The 18,600-nt window shown below is 45.6% G+C and carries 16 protein-coding genes and 1 other annotated feature; of the genes, 5 read left to right on the top strand and 11 right to left on the bottom strand.

Annotation, left to right across the window (positions count from 1 at the left end; genetic code table 11):
- Positions 1 to 20: 20 nt before the first annotated feature.
- Positions 21 to 2,015 carry a chorismate mutase gene (locus Q4Q52_RS01440; protein WP_311989662.1) on the bottom strand — a complete coding sequence of 665 codons (1,995 nt, stop codon included), beginning with the start codon at positions 2,013 to 2,015 and terminating at the stop codon, positions 21 to 23.
- A gap of 41 nt (positions 2,016 to 2,056) precedes the next feature.
- Positions 2,057 to 2,173: a sequence feature (Phe leader region), on the bottom strand.
- Positions 2,174 to 3,817: 1,644 nt separating this feature from the next.
- Positions 3,818 to 4,174: a ribosome hibernation-promoting factor, HPF/YfiA family gene (gene hpf / locus Q4Q52_RS01435; protein WP_006080799.1), complete on the bottom strand. Its 357-nt coding sequence runs from the start codon at positions 4,172 to 4,174 to the stop codon at positions 3,818 to 3,820.
- A gap of 299 nt (positions 4,175 to 4,473) precedes the next feature.
- Between hpf and Q4Q52_RS01430 the strand changes: the two genes are divergently transcribed.
- Positions 4,474 to 5,166 (top strand): cytochrome b/b6 domain-containing protein, encoded by a 693-nt coding sequence (locus tag Q4Q52_RS01430; RefSeq protein WP_311989661.1) that lies wholly within the window; start codon positions 4,474 to 4,476, stop codon positions 5,164 to 5,166.
- Positions 5,167 to 5,241: 75 nt separating this feature from the next.
- Here Q4Q52_RS01430 and Q4Q52_RS01425 read toward each other — a convergent pair whose 3' ends face one another.
- From Q4Q52_RS01425 to pepA, 4 genes are all read right to left on the bottom strand, one after another.
- On the bottom strand, positions 5,242 to 5,691 hold the full coding sequence (locus Q4Q52_RS01425; RefSeq protein ID WP_311889400.1) for a cytochrome c: 450 nt from the start codon (positions 5,689 to 5,691) through the stop codon (positions 5,242 to 5,244).
- A gap of 338 nt (positions 5,692 to 6,029) precedes the next feature.
- Positions 6,030 to 8,906, bottom strand: a complete 2,877-nt coding sequence (locus Q4Q52_RS01420; protein ID WP_311989660.1) for a valine--tRNA ligase — start codon at positions 8,904 to 8,906, stop codon at positions 6,030 to 6,032.
- Positions 8,907 to 8,926: 20 nt separating this feature from the next.
- Positions 8,927 to 9,430, bottom strand: coding sequence for a DNA polymerase III subunit chi (locus Q4Q52_RS01415; RefSeq protein WP_311989659.1), 504 nt, complete (start codon positions 9,428 to 9,430; stop codon positions 8,927 to 8,929).
- A 343-nt stretch (positions 9,431 to 9,773) separates the two neighbouring features.
- Positions 9,774 to 11,282 (bottom strand): leucyl aminopeptidase, encoded by a 1,509-nt coding sequence (gene pepA, locus Q4Q52_RS01410; protein WP_106649869.1) that lies wholly within the window; start codon positions 11,280 to 11,282, stop codon positions 9,774 to 9,776.
- Between the two features lie 243 nt (positions 11,283 to 11,525).
- Between pepA and lptF the strand changes: the two genes are divergently transcribed.
- Positions 11,526 to 12,638 (top strand): LPS export ABC transporter permease LptF, encoded by a 1,113-nt coding sequence (lptF, locus tag Q4Q52_RS01405; protein ID WP_011847425.1) that lies wholly within the window; start codon positions 11,526 to 11,528, stop codon positions 12,636 to 12,638.
- Positions 12,635 to 13,693 carry an LPS export ABC transporter permease LptG gene (lptG, locus tag Q4Q52_RS01400; protein ID WP_311989658.1) on the top strand — a complete coding sequence of 353 codons (1,059 nt, stop codon included), beginning with the start codon at positions 12,635 to 12,637 and terminating at the stop codon, positions 13,691 to 13,693. Before lptF ends, lptG begins: the two co-directional genes overlap by 4 nt.
- 126 nt (positions 13,694 to 13,819) lie before the next feature.
- Here lptG and Q4Q52_RS01395 read toward each other — a convergent pair whose 3' ends face one another.
- The 5 genes from Q4Q52_RS01395 to Q4Q52_RS01375 all read right to left on the bottom strand — a co-directional run bounded on the left by Q4Q52_RS01395 (position 13,820) and on the right by Q4Q52_RS01375 (position 17,215).
- A complete protein-coding gene (locus Q4Q52_RS01395; RefSeq protein WP_006082594.1) occupies positions 13,820 to 14,329 on the bottom strand; it encodes an RDD family protein in 510 nt (169 codons plus the stop codon).
- Positions 14,330 to 14,383: 54 nt separating this feature from the next.
- A complete protein-coding gene (locus tag Q4Q52_RS01390) occupies positions 14,384 to 14,641 on the bottom strand; it encodes a DUF2960 domain-containing protein (RefSeq protein ID WP_006082593.1) in 258 nt (85 codons plus the stop codon).
- Positions 14,642 to 14,670: 29 nt separating this feature from the next.
- A complete protein-coding gene (locus Q4Q52_RS01385) occupies positions 14,671 to 15,021 on the bottom strand; it encodes a DMT family protein (protein ID WP_006082592.1) in 351 nt (116 codons plus the stop codon).
- Positions 15,018 to 15,515 carry a GNAT family N-acetyltransferase gene (locus Q4Q52_RS01380; protein ID WP_006082591.1) on the bottom strand — a complete coding sequence of 166 codons (498 nt, stop codon included), beginning with the start codon at positions 15,513 to 15,515 and terminating at the stop codon, positions 15,018 to 15,020. Before Q4Q52_RS01380 ends, Q4Q52_RS01385 begins: the two co-directional genes overlap by 4 nt.
- A gap of 194 nt (positions 15,516 to 15,709) precedes the next feature.
- Positions 15,710 to 17,215 carry a carboxypeptidase M32 gene (locus tag Q4Q52_RS01375; protein ID WP_311989657.1) on the bottom strand — a complete coding sequence of 502 codons (1,506 nt, stop codon included), beginning with the start codon at positions 17,213 to 17,215 and terminating at the stop codon, positions 15,710 to 15,712.
- A 63-nt stretch (positions 17,216 to 17,278) separates the two neighbouring features.
- Between Q4Q52_RS01375 and Q4Q52_RS01370 the strand changes: the two genes are divergently transcribed.
- Together Q4Q52_RS01370 and Q4Q52_RS01365 are read left to right on the top strand one after the other, a co-directional pair.
- Positions 17,279 to 17,845 (top strand): DsrE family protein, encoded by a 567-nt coding sequence (locus Q4Q52_RS01370; protein ID WP_311989656.1) that lies wholly within the window; start codon positions 17,279 to 17,281, stop codon positions 17,843 to 17,845.
- A 106-nt stretch (positions 17,846 to 17,951) separates the two neighbouring features.
- Complete coding sequence (locus tag Q4Q52_RS01365; RefSeq protein ID WP_011847422.1) at positions 17,952 to 18,587, top strand: YqiJ family protein; 636 nt, start codon at positions 17,952 to 17,954, stop codon at positions 18,585 to 18,587.
- The last annotated feature ends 13 nt before the right edge of the window (positions 18,588 to 18,600 follow it).

Below are 18,600 nucleotides of genomic sequence, written 5' to 3'. Positions count from 1 at the left end.
AATCACTCAAGATCAAAGTTTTAGACCGCCCGATATAATTCCCGCACTACAGCGCTAATTAAGTTAAGCGACTCAGAGTCATTATTGCTGTCGAGTGGGCAATTGAGTATCAATCCATCCACTTTAAGCTGCTTAATACCTTGGGTTTGAACCAGCAGGGCATCATCCGAAACGGCATAGCTAGGGTTGATCAAAATGGGCAAATGACTCGTGGCTTTAATCTGGATCAGGCTCGCCAAATCGAGTGAGGGTAGATTGGCGTTATTTAAGGTTCTAATGCCAGAGTCACACAGAATAAGTTGCTGATTGCCTTGGCTTAAGATAATTTCTGTTGCCGTGAGTAATTCTTCAAAACTTGCCATATCGTTACGTTCAAGTATTAAAGGTACAGGTAAGGTGCCCGCTTGGATGAGTAAGGTTTGATTAAACATCTGCTTACCCGCCAAGAACAGCATATCGGCGTGCTGAACGGCTAATGGCATATCGGCTTCTTGCTCTATGGCAATAATGCACACTAGACCATATTGGTGCAGGATTTGACGCAGTTTAGCTAGGGTCACTTCCGCCATAGCCACTTGATTAACAGCATTAAGTAGAACCGCTTGGAATCCCGCTTCTTTAAGCTGTTTCACTTGCTGCTCGAAAGCCGATAACGCTAAGTGTGAAATGTCATTATTCAGCGTGATTTGCGCTATGGCACCGACATGCCCTGCACCGATTGTCATTGCACCGCAGTTGATCTCACTGGCTTGCTCTTTATAGGCTTTGCTATATCGAACAGGGCTGGTATTTGCATCATTCTCGCTGATAACTTGATCCTTAGAGGTGCTAGGTTCAATCAGTAACTGGCTGTTGCTCAGCTGCGTGGGCTTAACTGTTTCGCAAGGATAACAGCCTAATACTTTGATAAAACGGGTGATCCGCTCGAGTTGCTTTAAACCCGCCTGCATAGATTCACTGGAGATATTCGCATCGATATCCAAATAGAACATCTCTTCCCAAGGTGTTCCTGGGATCGGGCGTGACTCTAATTTGCTCATGTTTAACTGATGCGCCTTCAGAACCAGCAGAGCTTCCACTAAAGCACCTGCTTTTTGGCCTGTTGCCATGATCAATGTAGTCTTAGCGGGTAACTGCTCTGGCACGGCAACGGCTTTGCGGGCAACAACGATAAAACGGCTCTGGTTGATCTTCTGATTCGCTAAGCCTGCTTCTATCGACTCTAGCTGATAGAGTGCACCACCTTCGGCGCTACCAATTGCTGCAGCGCTGTTATCTGGGCTTTGATTCACCTTGTCCATGGCTTCTGCGCTGCTTGAGCAGTACTCCAGTCTCAAGTCTTTGTGCTGACTTAAATATCTGCTGCATTGGCTAATAGGCTGAGGGTGGGCATAGACAGTTTTGATGTCGGCTAATTTACTGCCAGCTTTTCCTAGTAGGCAATGGCTGACTTCAATCGTCGTTTCACCAACGATCGATAGACTGGTGTGCTGCAGTACATCGTAGACTTCGTTGATTGAACCCGAGGAAGTGTTCTCAATCGGCAGGAAACCATAATCAGCATGCCCAGACTCAACGGCTTGCACTATTTCATCGAAACTTTGGCAACCTAAGTCTAGCATTTCAACTTGGCGGCGTTGGCAATAGCGGGTCGCTGCGAGATAAGAGTAAGAGCCTCGTGCACCGAGGTAGGCGATACAATACTGCTGTTTTTGTGTTTCTGGGTTGGCACGGCCGTGAAGGTAAGCTTGTTGATTCAATACAGAATCTTCAATGATGCTTTGGTAAAGGGAGATAACATAGTGGGCATCTAATCCCTTTTCTCTGCCTTCTTTCACTAGTCTAGCGAGCAGTTCCTTTTCCCTTTGAGTATCTCTGATGGGTCTGACATCCACTTCTTTGCTACGTGCCACTTCTAGACTTAAGCGACGGCGCTCTGCGAGTAATGCCAGCAGTTCATTATCCAGATTGGTGATCTGCTCTCGGGTTTGATTTAAAGGCTGTGGTGTATGCATTCTGACCTCAATTGCCGCCATGTATTTTATCAATCGTTTAAGACAAAAAAGCCTCCCAGTTGGGAGGCTTTGGATTTTTACTTTCGTTTTTACACAGTAAATCCGCCTCCTAGAGTGGGGGTGTAAAAAAGAAAGTAAAAAAAGCTGCTGTTATCATTTTCATGGTCTTAAAACTAAAGGGCTAGGGCTTAGCTGTCAATCAAAACTTTCTCACAGACAGCCTAAAAAGAAAGCGCACCCGAGGGTGCGCTGGTTTGAGTATGAATATATGGTCAAGCGAGTTTATCCTCCTTATGGTCAGTGTGGGACAAGGTAAAACACTCGTTTATCTTACATTTACGTGTAACAGTAAAACGTTAACAACTCACTAGATAACGACTTGCATTTACAATGAACATTAACAAGTACTTTATGCGGCATAGCGTATAACATTGAAACTATGCTTTTTGAGTACCAGCGAACTTACGTTGACATGTCTTGCACTTATATTTTAACAATTAACACTTACATGGATCTATAACATTAAAAACTAACACTAACAAAAAAACATTTAAAATAAACGATTTACGGCTCATCAGTTGTACTAGGTACATATTACTGTAAAAACAGCTTAGCCTTGTCATGCGTTTAGGTCTTGCTACTTACGTTATTACTTTTTACTTTAAAACCTAACGTGTTAATACATGGAGCGTATAACAAACTCTCATTTACTGTTATTACATTTTTCGTCAAGTCTAGATGTCCTCCTTTTTAGTTGATAATTAAACATTATTTAAGGTGTCTATAAAGTATCAAAACTCAACTAACGGTAAAAGTTAACACATTACATAAATAAATATTTATACGATTTACAGTTTTTACTATGCAAATAACACTAAGTAAACTAATAACTTTTAATAAAACCAATGTATTGCACTTACATTAAACGCTTACATTAAATCTCACGCTAAAAACGCTAACTTACATATCAGTGTAAATATGACTCACTTCATATGACTAATCTACATCTAACTAAGCGTGACAGTTGTTAGCTCATTTATCTCCGTGTTTAGCACGCATTGGTGCCGACCCGTTTTGCAATAAGCACTTTTGCCAATTTAGCTTTTGTTAATGTGACTTTTGTTTATGTTTACCTAGGCCTCCATTGTGGATATAAAAAATTGGATAGTTAAAGGTTTCGCTAATGTACTCGTTGCGCTGTACTCGGCTCCTTATGTTTACTCTGGTATTCAGCAATGCCGCCTGTTTCTGGTGGTCATCCTGTTATTCGGTCAAAATTGAGCACTACTTTTAGTGAATGCCAACATACTTGATTGTAACTAATATCAACAATATCAATATTATCAAATTGTTCGCTTTTGTGTTGCCTCCTTTCTAAACTTACTATTGAAAGTGGAACCTAGTTGAAGGTATAACATTGAGCTTTTGAACGTGAAAATTATAAGTAAAATTAATCATTAACAGTAAATCTTAGAACTTAAAACCCTTAATACTTAAAACTATATAGCTTAGATTGGTCGTGCTCCTTAGTTATATCCAGTAACGTTATTTATAACTTAATATCTGTTAATCAATATATGTAAATCAAAAATTAAAGTAAATCAACATTTGAAACGATTTAAATTCGCACCACTTCGATTCTTGCTGTCACTTTGTAAAGTGTAGTAGGTATTTAGTCAAACGAACTGTTTTTTCATCATTAAAATGATTGCACTAACCTTTTGTAAAAACTGTGATCTGATTAAATATTTCTACTTTATTGCTCTCAAAGTGGTGCGTTTCTCGCACTCACTAAACGTAAATTATGCCGCATCTTCCTCCTCGTACTCGTCGTCAACTTCAACAATATTATTAGTCGGTGTTAATGATGTGGAACGTTGTGCTTCCGGTTTGTGTGTTATGCGATTGAGCTGCTTCTCTAATTTTTGGCCCATAGCGTTAATCGCAGTATATAAATTTTCATGTTTTGCTTGAGCGAAGAGTTCTCCATTTGGGATGCCAACCGATGCTTCAATTTTGAAACCAGGTTTCTCCTCCGTAATGATTACATGGGGATTTATCATTTGCACATCATGCCTTGAAAGTTTTTCGAAACGGCTTTCAATACGTTCGCGAATAGGAGATGTGACTTCAAGTTGCTTGCTAGTAATCTTTAGCATATTTCGAACCTTCTGTTGTTTCCTTGGATTTCAGATTACCAAGGTCTGCACTATAAAACGAGATCTAGATCACATTTTTGTACCAGTTCGTTACTGTTCGTTGGATATTTGATCACTTAGACAAATATCAATAATTCCTGGCCAAAAAGCCTTGTATTGCCTGCTAAATCGGGTCATATTCGATGGGATAATTCCGTAGTCTTTGCCCTTATTTGCTTATATTTACTTTAAGTTTCATCCCAAATCCCGATAAAATACCTCAACTTATTTCATTCGTTCACTTTGAGTTTGCCCATTTTATGAATACTGAATACGTTAAGATTAAGGTCTGGGATTTACCCACGCGAATTTTCCATTGGGGCATGGTGTGTCTGTTGGCACTTTTATGGTGGAGTGCTGACGCTGGCGAAATGCAGTGGCATCAAATTTTTGCTTATAGTTTGCTGATCCTCATTGGATTTAGGATCTTCTGGGGGATCATTGGTAGCGATACGGCAAGGTTTAGCCATTTTGTTCATCACCCTAAGGTTGTGCTCGACTACTTGAAAGCAATCAAAACTAAGGGAATGTCCGTTGTGCTGGGGCACAATCCTATTGGTGGCTACATGGTTGTCGCACTGATTGGGATCATTAGCCTGCAATTAGTCACAGGCCTTTTTGCGACCGATGATATTTTTACCGAAGGTCCGCTCTATAACTATGTCAGTTCAGATACCAGTGGATTTTTGACTTGGCTACATAAGATGAACTTTAACCTTATCCTAGCGCTGAGTGCCATTCATGTACTGGCAGTGGTTATCCATGCCATCAAGGGCGATAAGTTAGTTGGTGCTATGCTCAGTGGTTACAAGAAGGTCTCTAAGGTGGCACTGTCATCAAGCGTGAATCGTGATCTTACATTCAAGTCAGAGTGGCTTGCCTTAGTGCTGCTGGCTGTATTAGCGGCTGTGGTCTTTGTGTATTTAATGTGGCCGATAGTGCAAGTGCTATAGTTTTACGCAGAGTGTTTGAGTAACAAAAAGCCTGCTAATTAGCAGGCTTTTTGATGGACGAAAAACTAAATAGAACTAGTCTTTCTTATAAACGTCGTGACAACCTTTACAGCTTTTTCCTGTATTCATAAAGGCTTGCTTGATTTCAGCTTGATCACCTTTTTGAGCAATAGTAGCAAGAATGGCGGCATTCTCTTGGAAAGTTTTCATTTTTGCATCGAAATCAGCTCTGTCTTGCCAAACTTTGGCTAAGGCTTCAGTGTCGCCTTTGTCTGAGCCATCAATAAAACCTTCGAAAGGAATTTTTGATAATGCAGCAACATTCGTTGCGCGCATTGCGAAGGTTTCCGCTTCGAAAGGTTTTTTGCCTTTCATCATGGCAGCCATATCGCCGAAGTTATAAGCAATAAGACCAAATGCAGATTGGCGGTATTCAATCGCATCTTTAGAATCTTCGAAATTGTGTGCCTGTGCAGCTGAAGCCAATAGAGTACTGGCAACGAGAGTAAGTAGTAATTTTTTCATCGTATTCTCACAAATTAGCGTCGAAGTGTGACATTGCGCTTCTATTGTACACAAATTAACTTGATGTACTAGAAGCATTTTTGTCAGTTTTTGTCTGGATAAGATGACTAAACGTAACAAGTTATTTGTATGAAAATTGATGTCGGTTTAACAACAACGCTACTCTAGATGGTTTTAGTGTTAAGCCAGTCATTGCCTAAGAAAGATCTGGCTTATATGAATTTAACTGTAAGCGACTAATTTTTGTATTTAACATAGATACAAGAAGGGCAGCCTAGTGGCTGCCCTTCATTCAGTTAGAACCAATTATAACAAGTGAATCAGAGTAAATGAGAAGCTTAAGCTTCTAACTTAGCGAACTCTGATTTTTGTTCGTTGAGCTTGTCCATGTCACGCTTGAGATCGGTCATCTTAGCGCGCTCTTTGTCGATAACCTCGGCTGGAGCTTTTGCCACAAAACCTTGGTTCGACAATTTGCCTTCGATACGAGCGATCTCTTGGCCGAGTTTTTCAAGCTGTTTGTCGATACGGGCCATTTCGGCGGCGACATCGATTAAGCCTGCCATAGGGATCAGCAGCTCCATTTCGCCAATCAAACCTGTGGTCGACATAGGCGCAGTTTCGCCATCGGCTAAAATGGTCATGCTTTCTAAGCGGGCAAGTGTGGTGAAGAAGGTTTGGTTGGCTTCAACACGGGCTTTATCCTGCGCGCTAACACCACGAAGTAGGGCATTTAGCGGTTTAGATGGGGCAATGTTCAGTTCGGCGCGAATGTTACGCACAGCGACGATCACTTGCTTAACCCATTCTAAATCGGCCATTGCTGCGCTATCGACTTTAGCTGCATCAAATGTTGGGAACGGTGCCAGCATGATGGTATCACCAGCGACACCAGCTAACGGTTTAACGCGCTGCCAGATGGTTTCAGTGATATACGGCATCATAGGGTGCATCAGGCGTTGCATCGCTTCGAGCACTGTCACTAAGGTGTGACGGGTGCCGCGCATTTGCGCTTCGCTGCCATTTTGCAATACCGGTTTAGTTAATTCTAAGTACCAGTCACAGAACTGGTTCCAAGTGAACTCATACAGGGTATTGGCTGCTAAGTCGAAACGGTAGGCTGTCATGTGATCGTCAAAGGTCTTAACGGTTTGATTGAACAAGCCAATAATCCAGCGATCGGCCAACGACAGTTCCATCTCGCCGCCTTTGTGCTCTGGTGAGCCTGGGCCGCAATCTTGATCTTCTGTGTTCATCAGCACGTAGCGTGAGGCGTTCCATAACTTGTTACAGAAGCTACGGTAACCGTCTAAGCGCTTCATGTCCCAGTTGATGTCACGACCCGTTGATGCCATTGCCGCAAGCGTAAAGCGCAGTGCATCAGTGCCGTGGGCTTCGATACCGTCGGCAAACTCTTTGCGAGTGCTCTTTTCAATCTTGGCGGCCAGTTGTGGCTGCATCATGTTGCCGGTACGTTTTTCAACTAAATCTTCAAGTCCGATACCGTCGATCATATCTAATGGATCGAGTACGTTACCCTTAGATTTTGACATCTTGTTACCCGCTTCATCGCGGATAAGGCCGGTTACATAGACAGTTTTGAACGGGACTTGTGGCTTGCCGTCTTCATCTTTGATGAAGTGCATGGTCATCATGATCATACGGGCAACCCAGAAGAAGATGATGTCAAAACCTGTCACCAACACGTCGGTTGGGTGGAAGGTTTTTAAATCTTCTAAATTGTCAGGCCAACCTAAGGTTGAGAACGTCCACAGGGCTGAGCTGAACCAAGTGTCCAGTACGTCTTCGTCTTGGCGCAGTGTCATTGAGTCGGCGATATTGTGCTTAGCACGGACGTCGGCTTCGTTGCGGCCGACATAGACTTTGCCGTTTTCGTCGTACCATGCAGGGATGCGGTGACCCCACCACAATTGGCGCGAAATACACCAGTCTTGAATGTCACGCATCCACGAGAAGTACATGTTCTCGTATTGCTGCGGCACAAATTTAATGCTGCCATTTTCAACGGCTTCGATAGCGGTTTTCGCCATTGGCGCAACAGCCACATACCATTGGTCGGTTAGCATAGGCTCGATAACCACACCTGAGCGATCGCCGTAAGGCACTTTCAAGGCGTGAGGCGCGATTTTTTCGAGCAGACCTAAGGTGTCAAATTCAGCGACGATAGCATCGCGCGCTTTAAAACGGTCAAGTCCGGCAAAACGTTCTGGCAGGCTGCCATCGAGCGTTTTGTTGAAAGTACCGTCAGAGTTCACCACTTCGGCGCTTGCACGAATGGCGGCATCTAAGGTCAGTACGTTGAACATTGGGAGGTTGTGACGTTTACCGACTTCATAGTCGTTAAAGTCATGGGCAGGGGTGATCTTGACACACCCTGTACCGAAGGCCATGTCGACGTAATCGTCGGCCACGATAGGAATGCGGCGGTTAACAATCGGCAATAGAATAAACTTACCGACCAGCGCTTGATAGCGTTCATCATCGGGATGCACTGCAACCGCACTGTCGCCGAGCATGGTTTCTGGGCGCGTGGTAGCGACTTCTAAATAGTCTTTACCATCGGCTGTCAGTTCACCGTCGGCCAGTGGATAACGCAGATGCCACATGTGGCCCTGTTTTTCTTTGCTTTCCACTTCTAAATCAGAGATAGCCGTGTGCAGCTTTGGATCCCAGTTGACCAAACGCTTACCGCGATAAATCAACTCGTCTTCGTACAGACGTACAAACACTTCTTGCACTGCCTTGGACAAGCCTTCGTCCATAGTGAAACGCTCGCGGTCCCAATCAACAGAAGCGCCCATACGACGTAGCTGCTTAGTGATAGTGCCGCCCGATTGCGCTTTCCATTCCCACACTTTATCCATAAAGGTATCGCGACCTAAGTCATGACGATTTTTGCCTTCTTCGGCTTCAAGCTTGCGCTCAACCAACATTTGGGTGGCGATACCCGCGTGGTCGGTACCGACTTGCCATAGGGTATTTTTGCCTTTCATCCGTTGGTAACGGGTTAAGGTATCCATAATGGTGTCTTGGAAGGCGTGGCCCATGTGCAAGCTACCCGTCACGTTTGGTGGCGGGATCATGATGCAATAATTGCCTTGGGATTCATCGCCGTGTGGCTTGAAGTAACCTTGCTCTTCCCAGTTTTGGTAAAGAGTTTGCTCGATGGACTGCGGATCGTATGTTTTTTCCATGGGAACGTGTCTGTCTCAAACTAATTAAGTGGATGTGTTGCTAAGTCTTGGGTCTGTAAATTGACCCCTAAGCCGCGATACTGTCGATAACGTTCGCGAGCGACCGCTTTATGCTGATCGTCATTGGCAACAAAATCGATAATGTGGCCAAAGTTTACCGCAAATGGGGGCGCTTGGTCTGCAAGATTAATCAGAACTTGGCGACTTTTGTTGGCGCCGAGGCGATCAAAACCAATTTCAACCGGCGATCCTGTCATCGGGCCTTCACCTTTTAGGTTATGGGGTACAAAGGCACTTGGCTCAAATTGCCATAAAAGTTCATCAATTGCATGGGCTTGCTGTTTATCTTGGCAATGGATATAGACCCATTGTTGCTTCACAAAAGCCTGCTGCGCCAGTTGGCATGCCAGAAGATGCATCTCGCAAAGTGCAGGGTTCGCATTCGCGGTTACAACAGGTGAATCAGCCTTGGCTTTGGCAGGCGATGTCACTGGCGGCATAAGATAAAACAGCACTTGAGTCATGATTTCAATGCCTTGCTTCACTTGTTTTAGTGGCGAACGAAAGCAGCAGTTTACACTAAAAGTCAGTATGGGTTAATGCTTAGGACAAACCTTACGGTGAGGTTTTATCTATCACTGTCTGGCTGGACTTAATGGGATGCTTTCAAACCGTTGGAGATGAAGAGGGTAGAGCTATAACTCTTTGAAAAATGATTCTAAAACCATTAGTTTTTCAGTTTTTTTATTTTCTTAATTTATTCAGAAAATCGATTTTCTGATTAAATTAAGAAAATAAAAAAGGCGAAGATTTTCATCTTCGCCTTTCATTTATCGAGCCTTTAACACACTAAGGCCGGATAGTCGGTTATTCGCCGAGTTCAACGCCAGCACGATTGATCAGGAACTGAGTCAATAGTGGCACTGGACGACCCGTAGAACCTTTGTTAGCACCGCTATTCCAAGCCGTGCCTGCAACGTCTAAGTGAGCCCAGTTGTACTTTTTAGCAAAGCGAGAAAGGAAACATGCTGCTGTGATAGCGCCAGCTGGACGGCCACCTAAGTTGGTCATGTCAGCAAATGGGCTGTCGAGCATATCTTGATACTCATCCCACAATGGCATGCGCCATGCGCGGTCACCACTTTGCTCACCAGCACTTAATAGCTCGTGTGCCAGAGGGTTATGCGATGAGAACAGACCCGATGCGTGTTTACCAAGGGCAATCACACACGCACCAGTCAGGGTTGCAGTATCGATAACTAATTCAGGATCGAAACGCTCAACGTAGGTTAATACGTCACACAGCACTAAACGGCCTTCCGCATCGGTATTTAACACTTCAACGGTTTGACCTGACATAGTGGTCAGAATGTCACCTGGACGGTAAGCATTACCCGATGGCATGTTTTCACAGCCAGCCAGAATACCCACAACGTTGATAGGTAACTTCATATCACAGATGGCTTTCATGGTGCCGATAACACCTGCTGCGCCGCCCATGTCATATTTCATTTCGTCCATGGCTTCGCCAGGTTTCAATGAAATACCACCCGAGTCGAAGGTTAACCCTTTACCGACTAATACGATGGGTTTTTCTGTGCTATCGACAGCGCCCTTGTATTCCATCACTGTCATGATGGATTCGTTGGCACTGGCGCGACCGACTGCAAGGTATGAGTTCATGCCCAGTTTGGCCATTTGCTCTTCACCGATAGTGGTGACATGCAGAGTGTCGTGCATTTCAGCCATTTGGCGCGCTTGCGAGGCCAAATAGGCTGGATTACAGATATTAGGTGGCATGTTGGCCACATCGCGACATAAGTGCATGCCGGCAGACACTGCCATACCATGCTCGATGGCGCGCTCACCTAAGGTTAATTCACGGCGAGTGGGTACATTGAACACTAATTTACGCAGTGGACGGCGGGTTTCACCTTTGCGGGTCTTTAGGGCATCAAAGCTATAAAGACTGCTATTGGTGGTTTCAACCGCTTGGCGCACTTTCCAATACGTATCGCGTCCTTTCACGTGCAGTTCAGTCAAGAAGCAAACTGCTTCCATTGAACCTGTTTCGTTAAGGGTGTTGATTGTCTTAGTGATGATTTGTTTGTATTGGCGTTCGTCTAGTTCTCGTTCTTTGCCACAACCCACTAATAAAACACGTTCACTCAATACGTTAGGAACATGGTGCAGCAACAACATCTGGCCAGGTTTACCTTCCAGATCGCCGCGACGCAGTAGGTTACTGATATAACCTTCGCTAATTTTATCTAATTGCTCCGCGATACCAGACAGACGACGGGGTTCATAAACACCGACCACGATACAGGCTGAGCGTTGTTTTTCGGGGCTACCGCTCTTTACGCTAAACTCCATGAGCACTCCTAGATTCTTAAAGACAAATTTTTATATTTATTGGATAATGTCTGCTTGTCCCGAAAAGGGCCTAAGTTATTACTCCAAAGGTGATTTATTCTCGGCGCTTGAGTCACGCATTTCGTGACGTTAAGTTTACCTAGAACCCCTGAAGCTGGTCAGAAAACTATCAAAAGTAAACAGTTTACATGAAAGTTAGTCTGTTACCAGCAAAAAGATAAGTTTAGAGACCGGATCCTGCCTGTGATTGTATTTAAATACCTTATTCGAGAAGTTTTAAAGGCACAAATTGCGGTACTTTTAGTGCTGTTAACTATTTTTATTAGCCAGCATTTCGTGCGTATACTGGCCGATGCCTCCGACGGCGATTTTCCCGCCTCTTTAATCATGACTCTGATTGGGCTTAACTTGCCATATCTAGTGATCTTAGTCCTGCCGTTAAGTTTGTTCTTGGGGATTTTACTGGCCCACGGCCGTATGTATTCCGAAAATGAAATGGTCGTTCTCCATGGTGTTGGGGTCAGTGAGTGGTATGTCACCCGCGTGACGCTGATTCTTGCCGTGATCAATATGTTGTTTACCGGCTATTTATCCCTTTATGTCGCCCCTTGGGCAGAAGAGCAGCAAAACCAAGTGCTCGAAAAAGCCCAGTCCGAAGCCGGGCTTGCGGCCTTAGTACAAGGGCGTTTTCAGGCGAGCCCTAATGGTCGCGCGGTATTATTTGTAGAACGTATCGGTAAAGATAACGAGTTAGATAAAGTGTTTGTGGCCCAGTTGCCAGACCCAGATGACGAAACCGGTGTCACCAATGTGGTGGTGGCCAAGGGTGGTCGAGTGCAGGAAGATAGTTCAGGCGCCCAGCAATTGAACCTGAATGATGGCGTGCGTTATCAAGGCAGCCCGAAGGCGAAGGACTACCAAATGATCGAATTTGGTGGTTATAAAATGCAAATTAAAGAGCAGCAAGTCGACGAGCGTCGGCGTAAGTTATCTGCGCTGCCTGTCGATGAACTCGTCAAAATCGAAGGGGCGGAAGCCGTTGCCGAATTCCATTGGCGTCTTGCCATTCCGCTGGCGATTCCGATCATGACCTTGATTGCGGTGCCACTGGCGCGGGTGAATGTGCGTCAAGGTAAGTTCGCTAAAATGTTCCCTGCAGTACTCTTGTACCTTGGCTATTTTGGCCTCATGGTCGCCGGACGTAAGGCATTGCAAGATGGGATTATTCCATTGTATTTAGGCATGTGGTGGATCCATATTTCAGCGCTCTTGATGGGGCTGTTCTTGCTCGGCAAAGATAGGCCTATATTTAGTCGTATCTCGACCCTGTTTGCCCATAAGAAGGTGGCGGCATGAAGATATTAGACCTTTATATCGCCAGAGTATTGTTAAGCACTTCAGCGCTGTGTTTGCTGGTGTTGACTGGCTTGTCGGGCATCATTAAATGGGTTGACCAGCTGCGCTTAGTCGGTCGTGGCACCTATAGCATGATGGATGCGGGCATCTATGTGTTGTTTTTAGTGCCACGGGATATCGAAATGTTTTTCCCTATGGCCGTGCTGCTGGGCGCGTTGATTGGCATGGGAATGCTGGCATCGAACTCTGAACTTGTAGTAATGCAAGCTTCTGGCATGTCACGTTTGCAGATCACTATGTCTGCGATGAAAACCGCTGTGCCCTTGATGTTGCTGGTGATGGTGTTAGGGGAATGGGGCGCACCGATTGCCGAGCAAAAGGCTAATGAGTTGCAAGCTATTAAACTCTCAGGCGGGAGTTTAATTAAGTCCCACCGCGGTATTTGGGCAAAAGACGGTGATTTGTTCGTGAACATTGGTGAAATTGAAAACATCAATAAACTCAACAACATTACGCTTTATAAGTTCAATAGCGAACTCAAGCTCACCAACGTTGTACATGCGGACCGCGCGGTGTTTTCCCAAGACCGTTGGCGTTTATTCGACGTCAAACGTACCGATTTAAGCTATGAGAAAGTTGTGCTTGAGTATCTGGAAGAAGACCAATGGCAGTCGAGTTTAACGCCGGATAAGCTCAGTGTGGTTTCGATTAAACCTGAAGCGTTATCTATCCGCGGTCTGGTCGGTTATCTCGATTACCTTAAAACCAACAGCCAAGATCCTAGCCGCTATGAATTGGCACTGTGGCGCAAGGTGATGCAGCCGGTGACGGTTGCTGTGATGATGTTAGTGGCACTGTCGTTTGTATTTGGGCCGCTGCGAACTGTGACTATGGGCGCGCGGGTATTGCTAGGGGTTGTGGCGGGTTTCAGCTTTTATATCAGTAATGAGATTTTTGGTCCTATGAGCATAGTGTATGAGTTACCTGCCTATGTGGGGGCTGTGGCACCAAGCTTGCTGTTTACCGGCGTTGCCTTCTACTTTATCCGGCGATGATACTCATCTTATTACTCCCCGTTTAGTTTATAAGAATAGTTTATAAGAACAGTTCCTAAAAAATAGCCCATAAAAAACGACGCTTTTGCGTCGTTTTTTGTATTTCGGATTTACTTAAGAATAAACTTATGCCCCGTGCCAGTTACGCATTTGATTGGCTTCTTTAGACAATACAACCACTTCTGAGCGGGTCATACTATCTTGTAGGGCAAGCTTATTGCCATTGATGAGGATCCACAGATTACCAATGCCGAGCAGTGACCAAACGATGCGAGCGTAGGCCGTGATCATGCTTAAGTTTTGGCCGTTTGGATGTTGGATCTTAAGCCGCCAAGCGCGCATCCCTAAGGTTTGACCGCCCTTACTCCAGAACAAGGCGTAGAAAGTGCCAACACACAAGACGAGCCAGAGTTGATAAATACCATGGTAAATCGGCGTGCCATTGAGCGCGTCAGAGACATGCTCAAAGCCATTCATGCCAGCCAATCCTGAAGCGGTAAGGCCGTAGAAAATGCCAAAGCCCACAGCGCCAGAAACCATATAAACGGCCACGGCTAACAGCGAATCGTAAACGGCAGCACCTAAGCGGCGAAAGAATCCCGCACGGGGAAAGTTAGCATGTTCGGTATTGAGCATCACAGAGTCCTGTTTTTAAAGTGCTTAAGGCGAATACAAAAATGAATAACCTGCCTAGGCTTCGGGTTCTTCGTCTCTAACAAAGTGGATATTGCTAAAGCCAAAACGGGCAAATTCTACTTTTCTGAATTCTTTTTCAGCCTTAGCACCCTTGCGCGACGTCATGGCGACTTGTTGCTCCATGGCCAAAAATTTGGTCAGATCGATACCTTCGGCTTCGGCCACGGCTTCATATAAATCATGGTGTTTGTCGTAGCTAAAGGCGATGGTTTTAGTCTTACCTTTGAAGGTATAAGTGACTTGACGGGCCATGGGGGAGCTCTCCTGAAATCAGTCTGAAATTAATTAAATTCACTTCTAAAAATAAAATACACAGCACCTAATATGCACAATCCTGCCCACAGATAATCGAGCTTCAATGGTTCTTTCATATAGAAATAGGCAAAGGGGACGAACAGACTTAAGGTGATGACTTCTTGTAAAATTTTTAACTGGCCGACGTTCATAACCGTGTAACCGATACGGTTAGCGGGTACTTGCAGCAAGTATTCAAATAGGGCGATGCCCCAACTCACTAAGGCGGCGATAATCCAAGGCTTTGAGCCTAAGGTTTTCAAATGCCCATACCAAGCAAAGGTCATAAAGATATTGCTTAGGCAGAGTAAACCAATAGTGGTCAGGGTTGGATTCATCTTTCATCTCTATGATTAAATTTATAAATCATATACATAGCGTCGTCGGTATAACTGCCAAGGCACTTGTCTATGGCCTGAGGCTTAAAGCCCATTTTTAGCCAATAACTGTCGGCGCCTTGAACGGCAACGAGGGACAAGGAATTGAGATTATAACGATCCGCCAACAGTGTTAAGCGGGTGAGTGCTTTAGCACCTGCGCCTAAACCTTGGGCTTTGGCTGAAAGCGCAATATCGTGCAGGTATAAAGTATCAGCCTTAGGTAAATGGGTGATGGGCTGATATAGCGCTGGCGGCATATTGGTGGTCCAAGGGTGAGCCAAGCAATAACCGACAACTGAGCCATTTACTTCGAACACAAAACAGGACTGTGGAGATACCTGCCATTTACTTTGCAGCACGTGCAATGGCTCAGGATCCAGTTGTGAGTAACACTCATCTTGGATTGCTAAAATGGCATCCCAATCCTGTGGGGTGATTGCTCGCAGTAACATGGCAGACATTTATCCTGTTTCAAGAGCCCCGTTTCAAGAGTTCTGTTGAAGGAACTCCGTAGAAAGAGTCCTGATTCAAATAAGCTCGGCATTATAACCTCAAGCGGCTTCAAAATGCAGGCTCCAACGGCAATATAAAGCGCTTTAAAACCCGTATAAACTGAGCTTTCAGCGCTTTTAAGTGTCCGCAGCGGTTAAATGCCCAGATATCGTTGGCGCAGGTGACGCTCAAGATATTGACCATTTAAGGTTTCGCCCGTTGCTTGGCGGATCAGTTCATCGGTCGTGAGCAAGGATCCCTTTGACCAAATGTGCTCGCGCAGCCATTGGAATACCGAGTCCAACTTGCCTGCATCGATTAGGGCTTCAATCGGTCCTAAGGCTTTTTCCATCGCAAAACGACATTGAGCGGCATACATGGCACCTAAGGTGTAACTTGGGAAATACCCTAGCTCACCGACAGCCCAATGGATGTCCTGCATGCAACCGTCGCGGTAATTGCCATCAGTATTGATCCCCAGTAATTGTTGCATCTGCGTCGACCAAAAATCAGGTAAATCATCGACGGTTAAGCTGCCGTCGACAAAGGCTTTTTCTGCCTCAAACCGCAGTAAAATGTGGCAGGGGTAAGTGACTTCATCGGCATCGACGCGGATAAGTCCGGGATTCACGCGGGTGTAATGCTGGGCTAATTCTTGGGCGCTGAAATGACAATTAAGATGCTGCGCGATTTTAGGCTGCAACTGGCGTAGAAATGCCGGATTTGCCCCAAGCTGCATTTCGCAAAATAGACTTTGGCTTTCGTGGATGCCCATAGAACGTGCAAGCCCAGCGGGTTGACCGCGCCACGCTTGAGGTAAACCTTGCTCGTATCTGGCATGGCCTGTTTCATGAACTATGCCCATGATAGCACTGCTAAAATCGGCCTCATTGTAGCGAGTCGTTATCCGCACATCGCTTGGCACGCCGCCACAAAATGGATGGCTACTCATATCCAGCCTGCCGTGATTAAAGTCAAACCCCAAAAACGCCATGACGTCACGGCCAAGGGCTTGCTGCGCGCTGATATCGAAGGGGCCATTAAGCACAAGCTTAGGCTCGTTTGCCTGCTTAGTCAGCACTTCTTGGATGAGTGTCGGTAGCCAATCTTTCAGGCCGCCAAAGGTTTGTTCTAGCTTTGCCGTGGTCATTCCCGGTTCAAATTTATTGAGCAGGGCGTCATAGGGCGTGATATTTTGCGCTTCGCCGCGGATCTGCGCTTCTTCCTTGGCAAGGTCGATGACCGCTTTTAGATTGGGCTTAAAGCCCTGCCAGTCATTATTTTTACGCTGCTCGCGCCACGCATTCTCACATTGATAGGCCATCTTGGTTTTGGCTTGTACTAGGTCGCCGGGCACTAAGTTGGCCTGTTGATACTGGTATAGTATTTCCCGCAGATTGGCTTCTTGCTCTGTTGAGAGTGATTCGTCCTCCGCGCCGTGTAAGTGCTCGGCTAAGGTGTCTGAGGTTTTGAGACCGTGGATATGCAGCGCCAGTTCTGCCATTGCATCGCCGCGATCTTGACCACCGCCCATCGGCATCATGGCCGCTTGATCCCAGTCACCCAAAGCGCTGAAATGTTCAAAGTGAGAAATTTTCTGGAAATGTGCCGTTAGTTTGTCGTAACTTGGCGTTGGTACTTTAGTCTTAGGTGTGCCCATGGGATTTCCCTTCTGGCGCATAAAACCTGCGCGAATAAATAACAATAACAGGATGATAATACAATGAAGTCAAAATCATATAGCACTAAAACGCTAAAGGCCGCGCTGTGCCTGAACCTCGCCGCTATCGCTTCGACGGCGCAGGCGGGTGCCGATAAATTTGTGGCAGGGCCTGCTATTCCTGAGTTTGGTCAGATTGCCAAAGTCGACAGCATGATGCCCATTCCTAAGGACATGAAGTTTAAAGTGGCTTTTGATATGAGTAAGGCGGCCGATGTGGGCAAGACGAATCGTCAGCTCGAAAGTTTAGCGCGTTTTATCAACATGCATGTGGCGGCAGGCGTTAAAGAAACCGATATCGAGCTGGCTATGGTGGTGCACGGTGGCGGTATTAGCGATTTAGCGGATGATGTTTTTTATGCCAAGCAGCATTCAGGTGCCGTAAACGCCAATCGCACTTTGGTTAAGGCTCTGGTTGATCACGGCGTGAAGTTTTATATCTGCGGACAGAGCGCCGCTTATTTTGATTTAACCAATGCCTCATTATTACCTGGTGTTGATATGGCATTATCGGCGATGACAGCCCACGCTATTTTGGCGCAGCAGGGTTACAGTGAAAATCCATTTTAGGGTAAATTTTTAGTTTGGAAATAAGGCTTGGCTTGCTATTCTGTGGCGCATAAGTCGATAATTACAGTGAAATAAATGGAATGCTGTATTGTTCAAGGAGATGACTATGTGGGCGTTTTTAGTTGAGCAGCCTAATTTACCTTACACCATAGCTTTTGCCTGTGTTCTGGCCCTCGGTGTGTTTGAAGCCTTCGCGTTAGTCATTGGCTTAAGCATGATGAGTGCGCTAGACCAATGGGTGCCTATCGATGCGGATTATGACGCAGAGGTGAGCCCTGGCGGACTTACTGGCATTGCCGGTTGGCTGTGCCTCAATCGACTGCCGTTATTGATTTGGTTTGTGCTCGCGCTGACCAGTTTTGCGATAGCGGGTTATATCGTCAATTTTATCAGTTTCAATGTCGCTGGCCTTTTACTGCCGCAACTGTTCACCTTACCCATAGCCATAGTTGCGAGTGCCTTTTCTTGTCGTTATTTCGGTCGAGTGCTGGCTGATCATCTGCCGAAAAATGAATCGAGCGCAATTTCGCTTGATGATTTGAGCGGCTATGTCGCGACTATTACCTTAGGCTGCGCCATTAAAGGCATGCCCTCTGAAGCCGTTGTGCGTGATAAACACCAACAAAAACATTACGTCTTAGTCGAGCCTGAAACCTCGGGCATCGAGTTTGCCTCTGGCACTCAAGTAGTGCTACTTAAGCGTGAAGGCCGTGTCTGGTCTGCTACGCGTTTTGATAATTAATCGTCCCCAGCCA

Origin of the sequence: Shewanella sp. SP1S2-4 (assembly GCF_031932075.1) — a bacterium.
In the GTDB taxonomy this organism is placed as follows: Bacteria; Pseudomonadota; Gammaproteobacteria; order Enterobacterales; family Shewanellaceae; genus Shewanella; species Shewanella baltica.
Note: the sequence above shows the minus strand (reverse complement) of the source record. Positions and strands in the feature narration are given on the sequence as shown.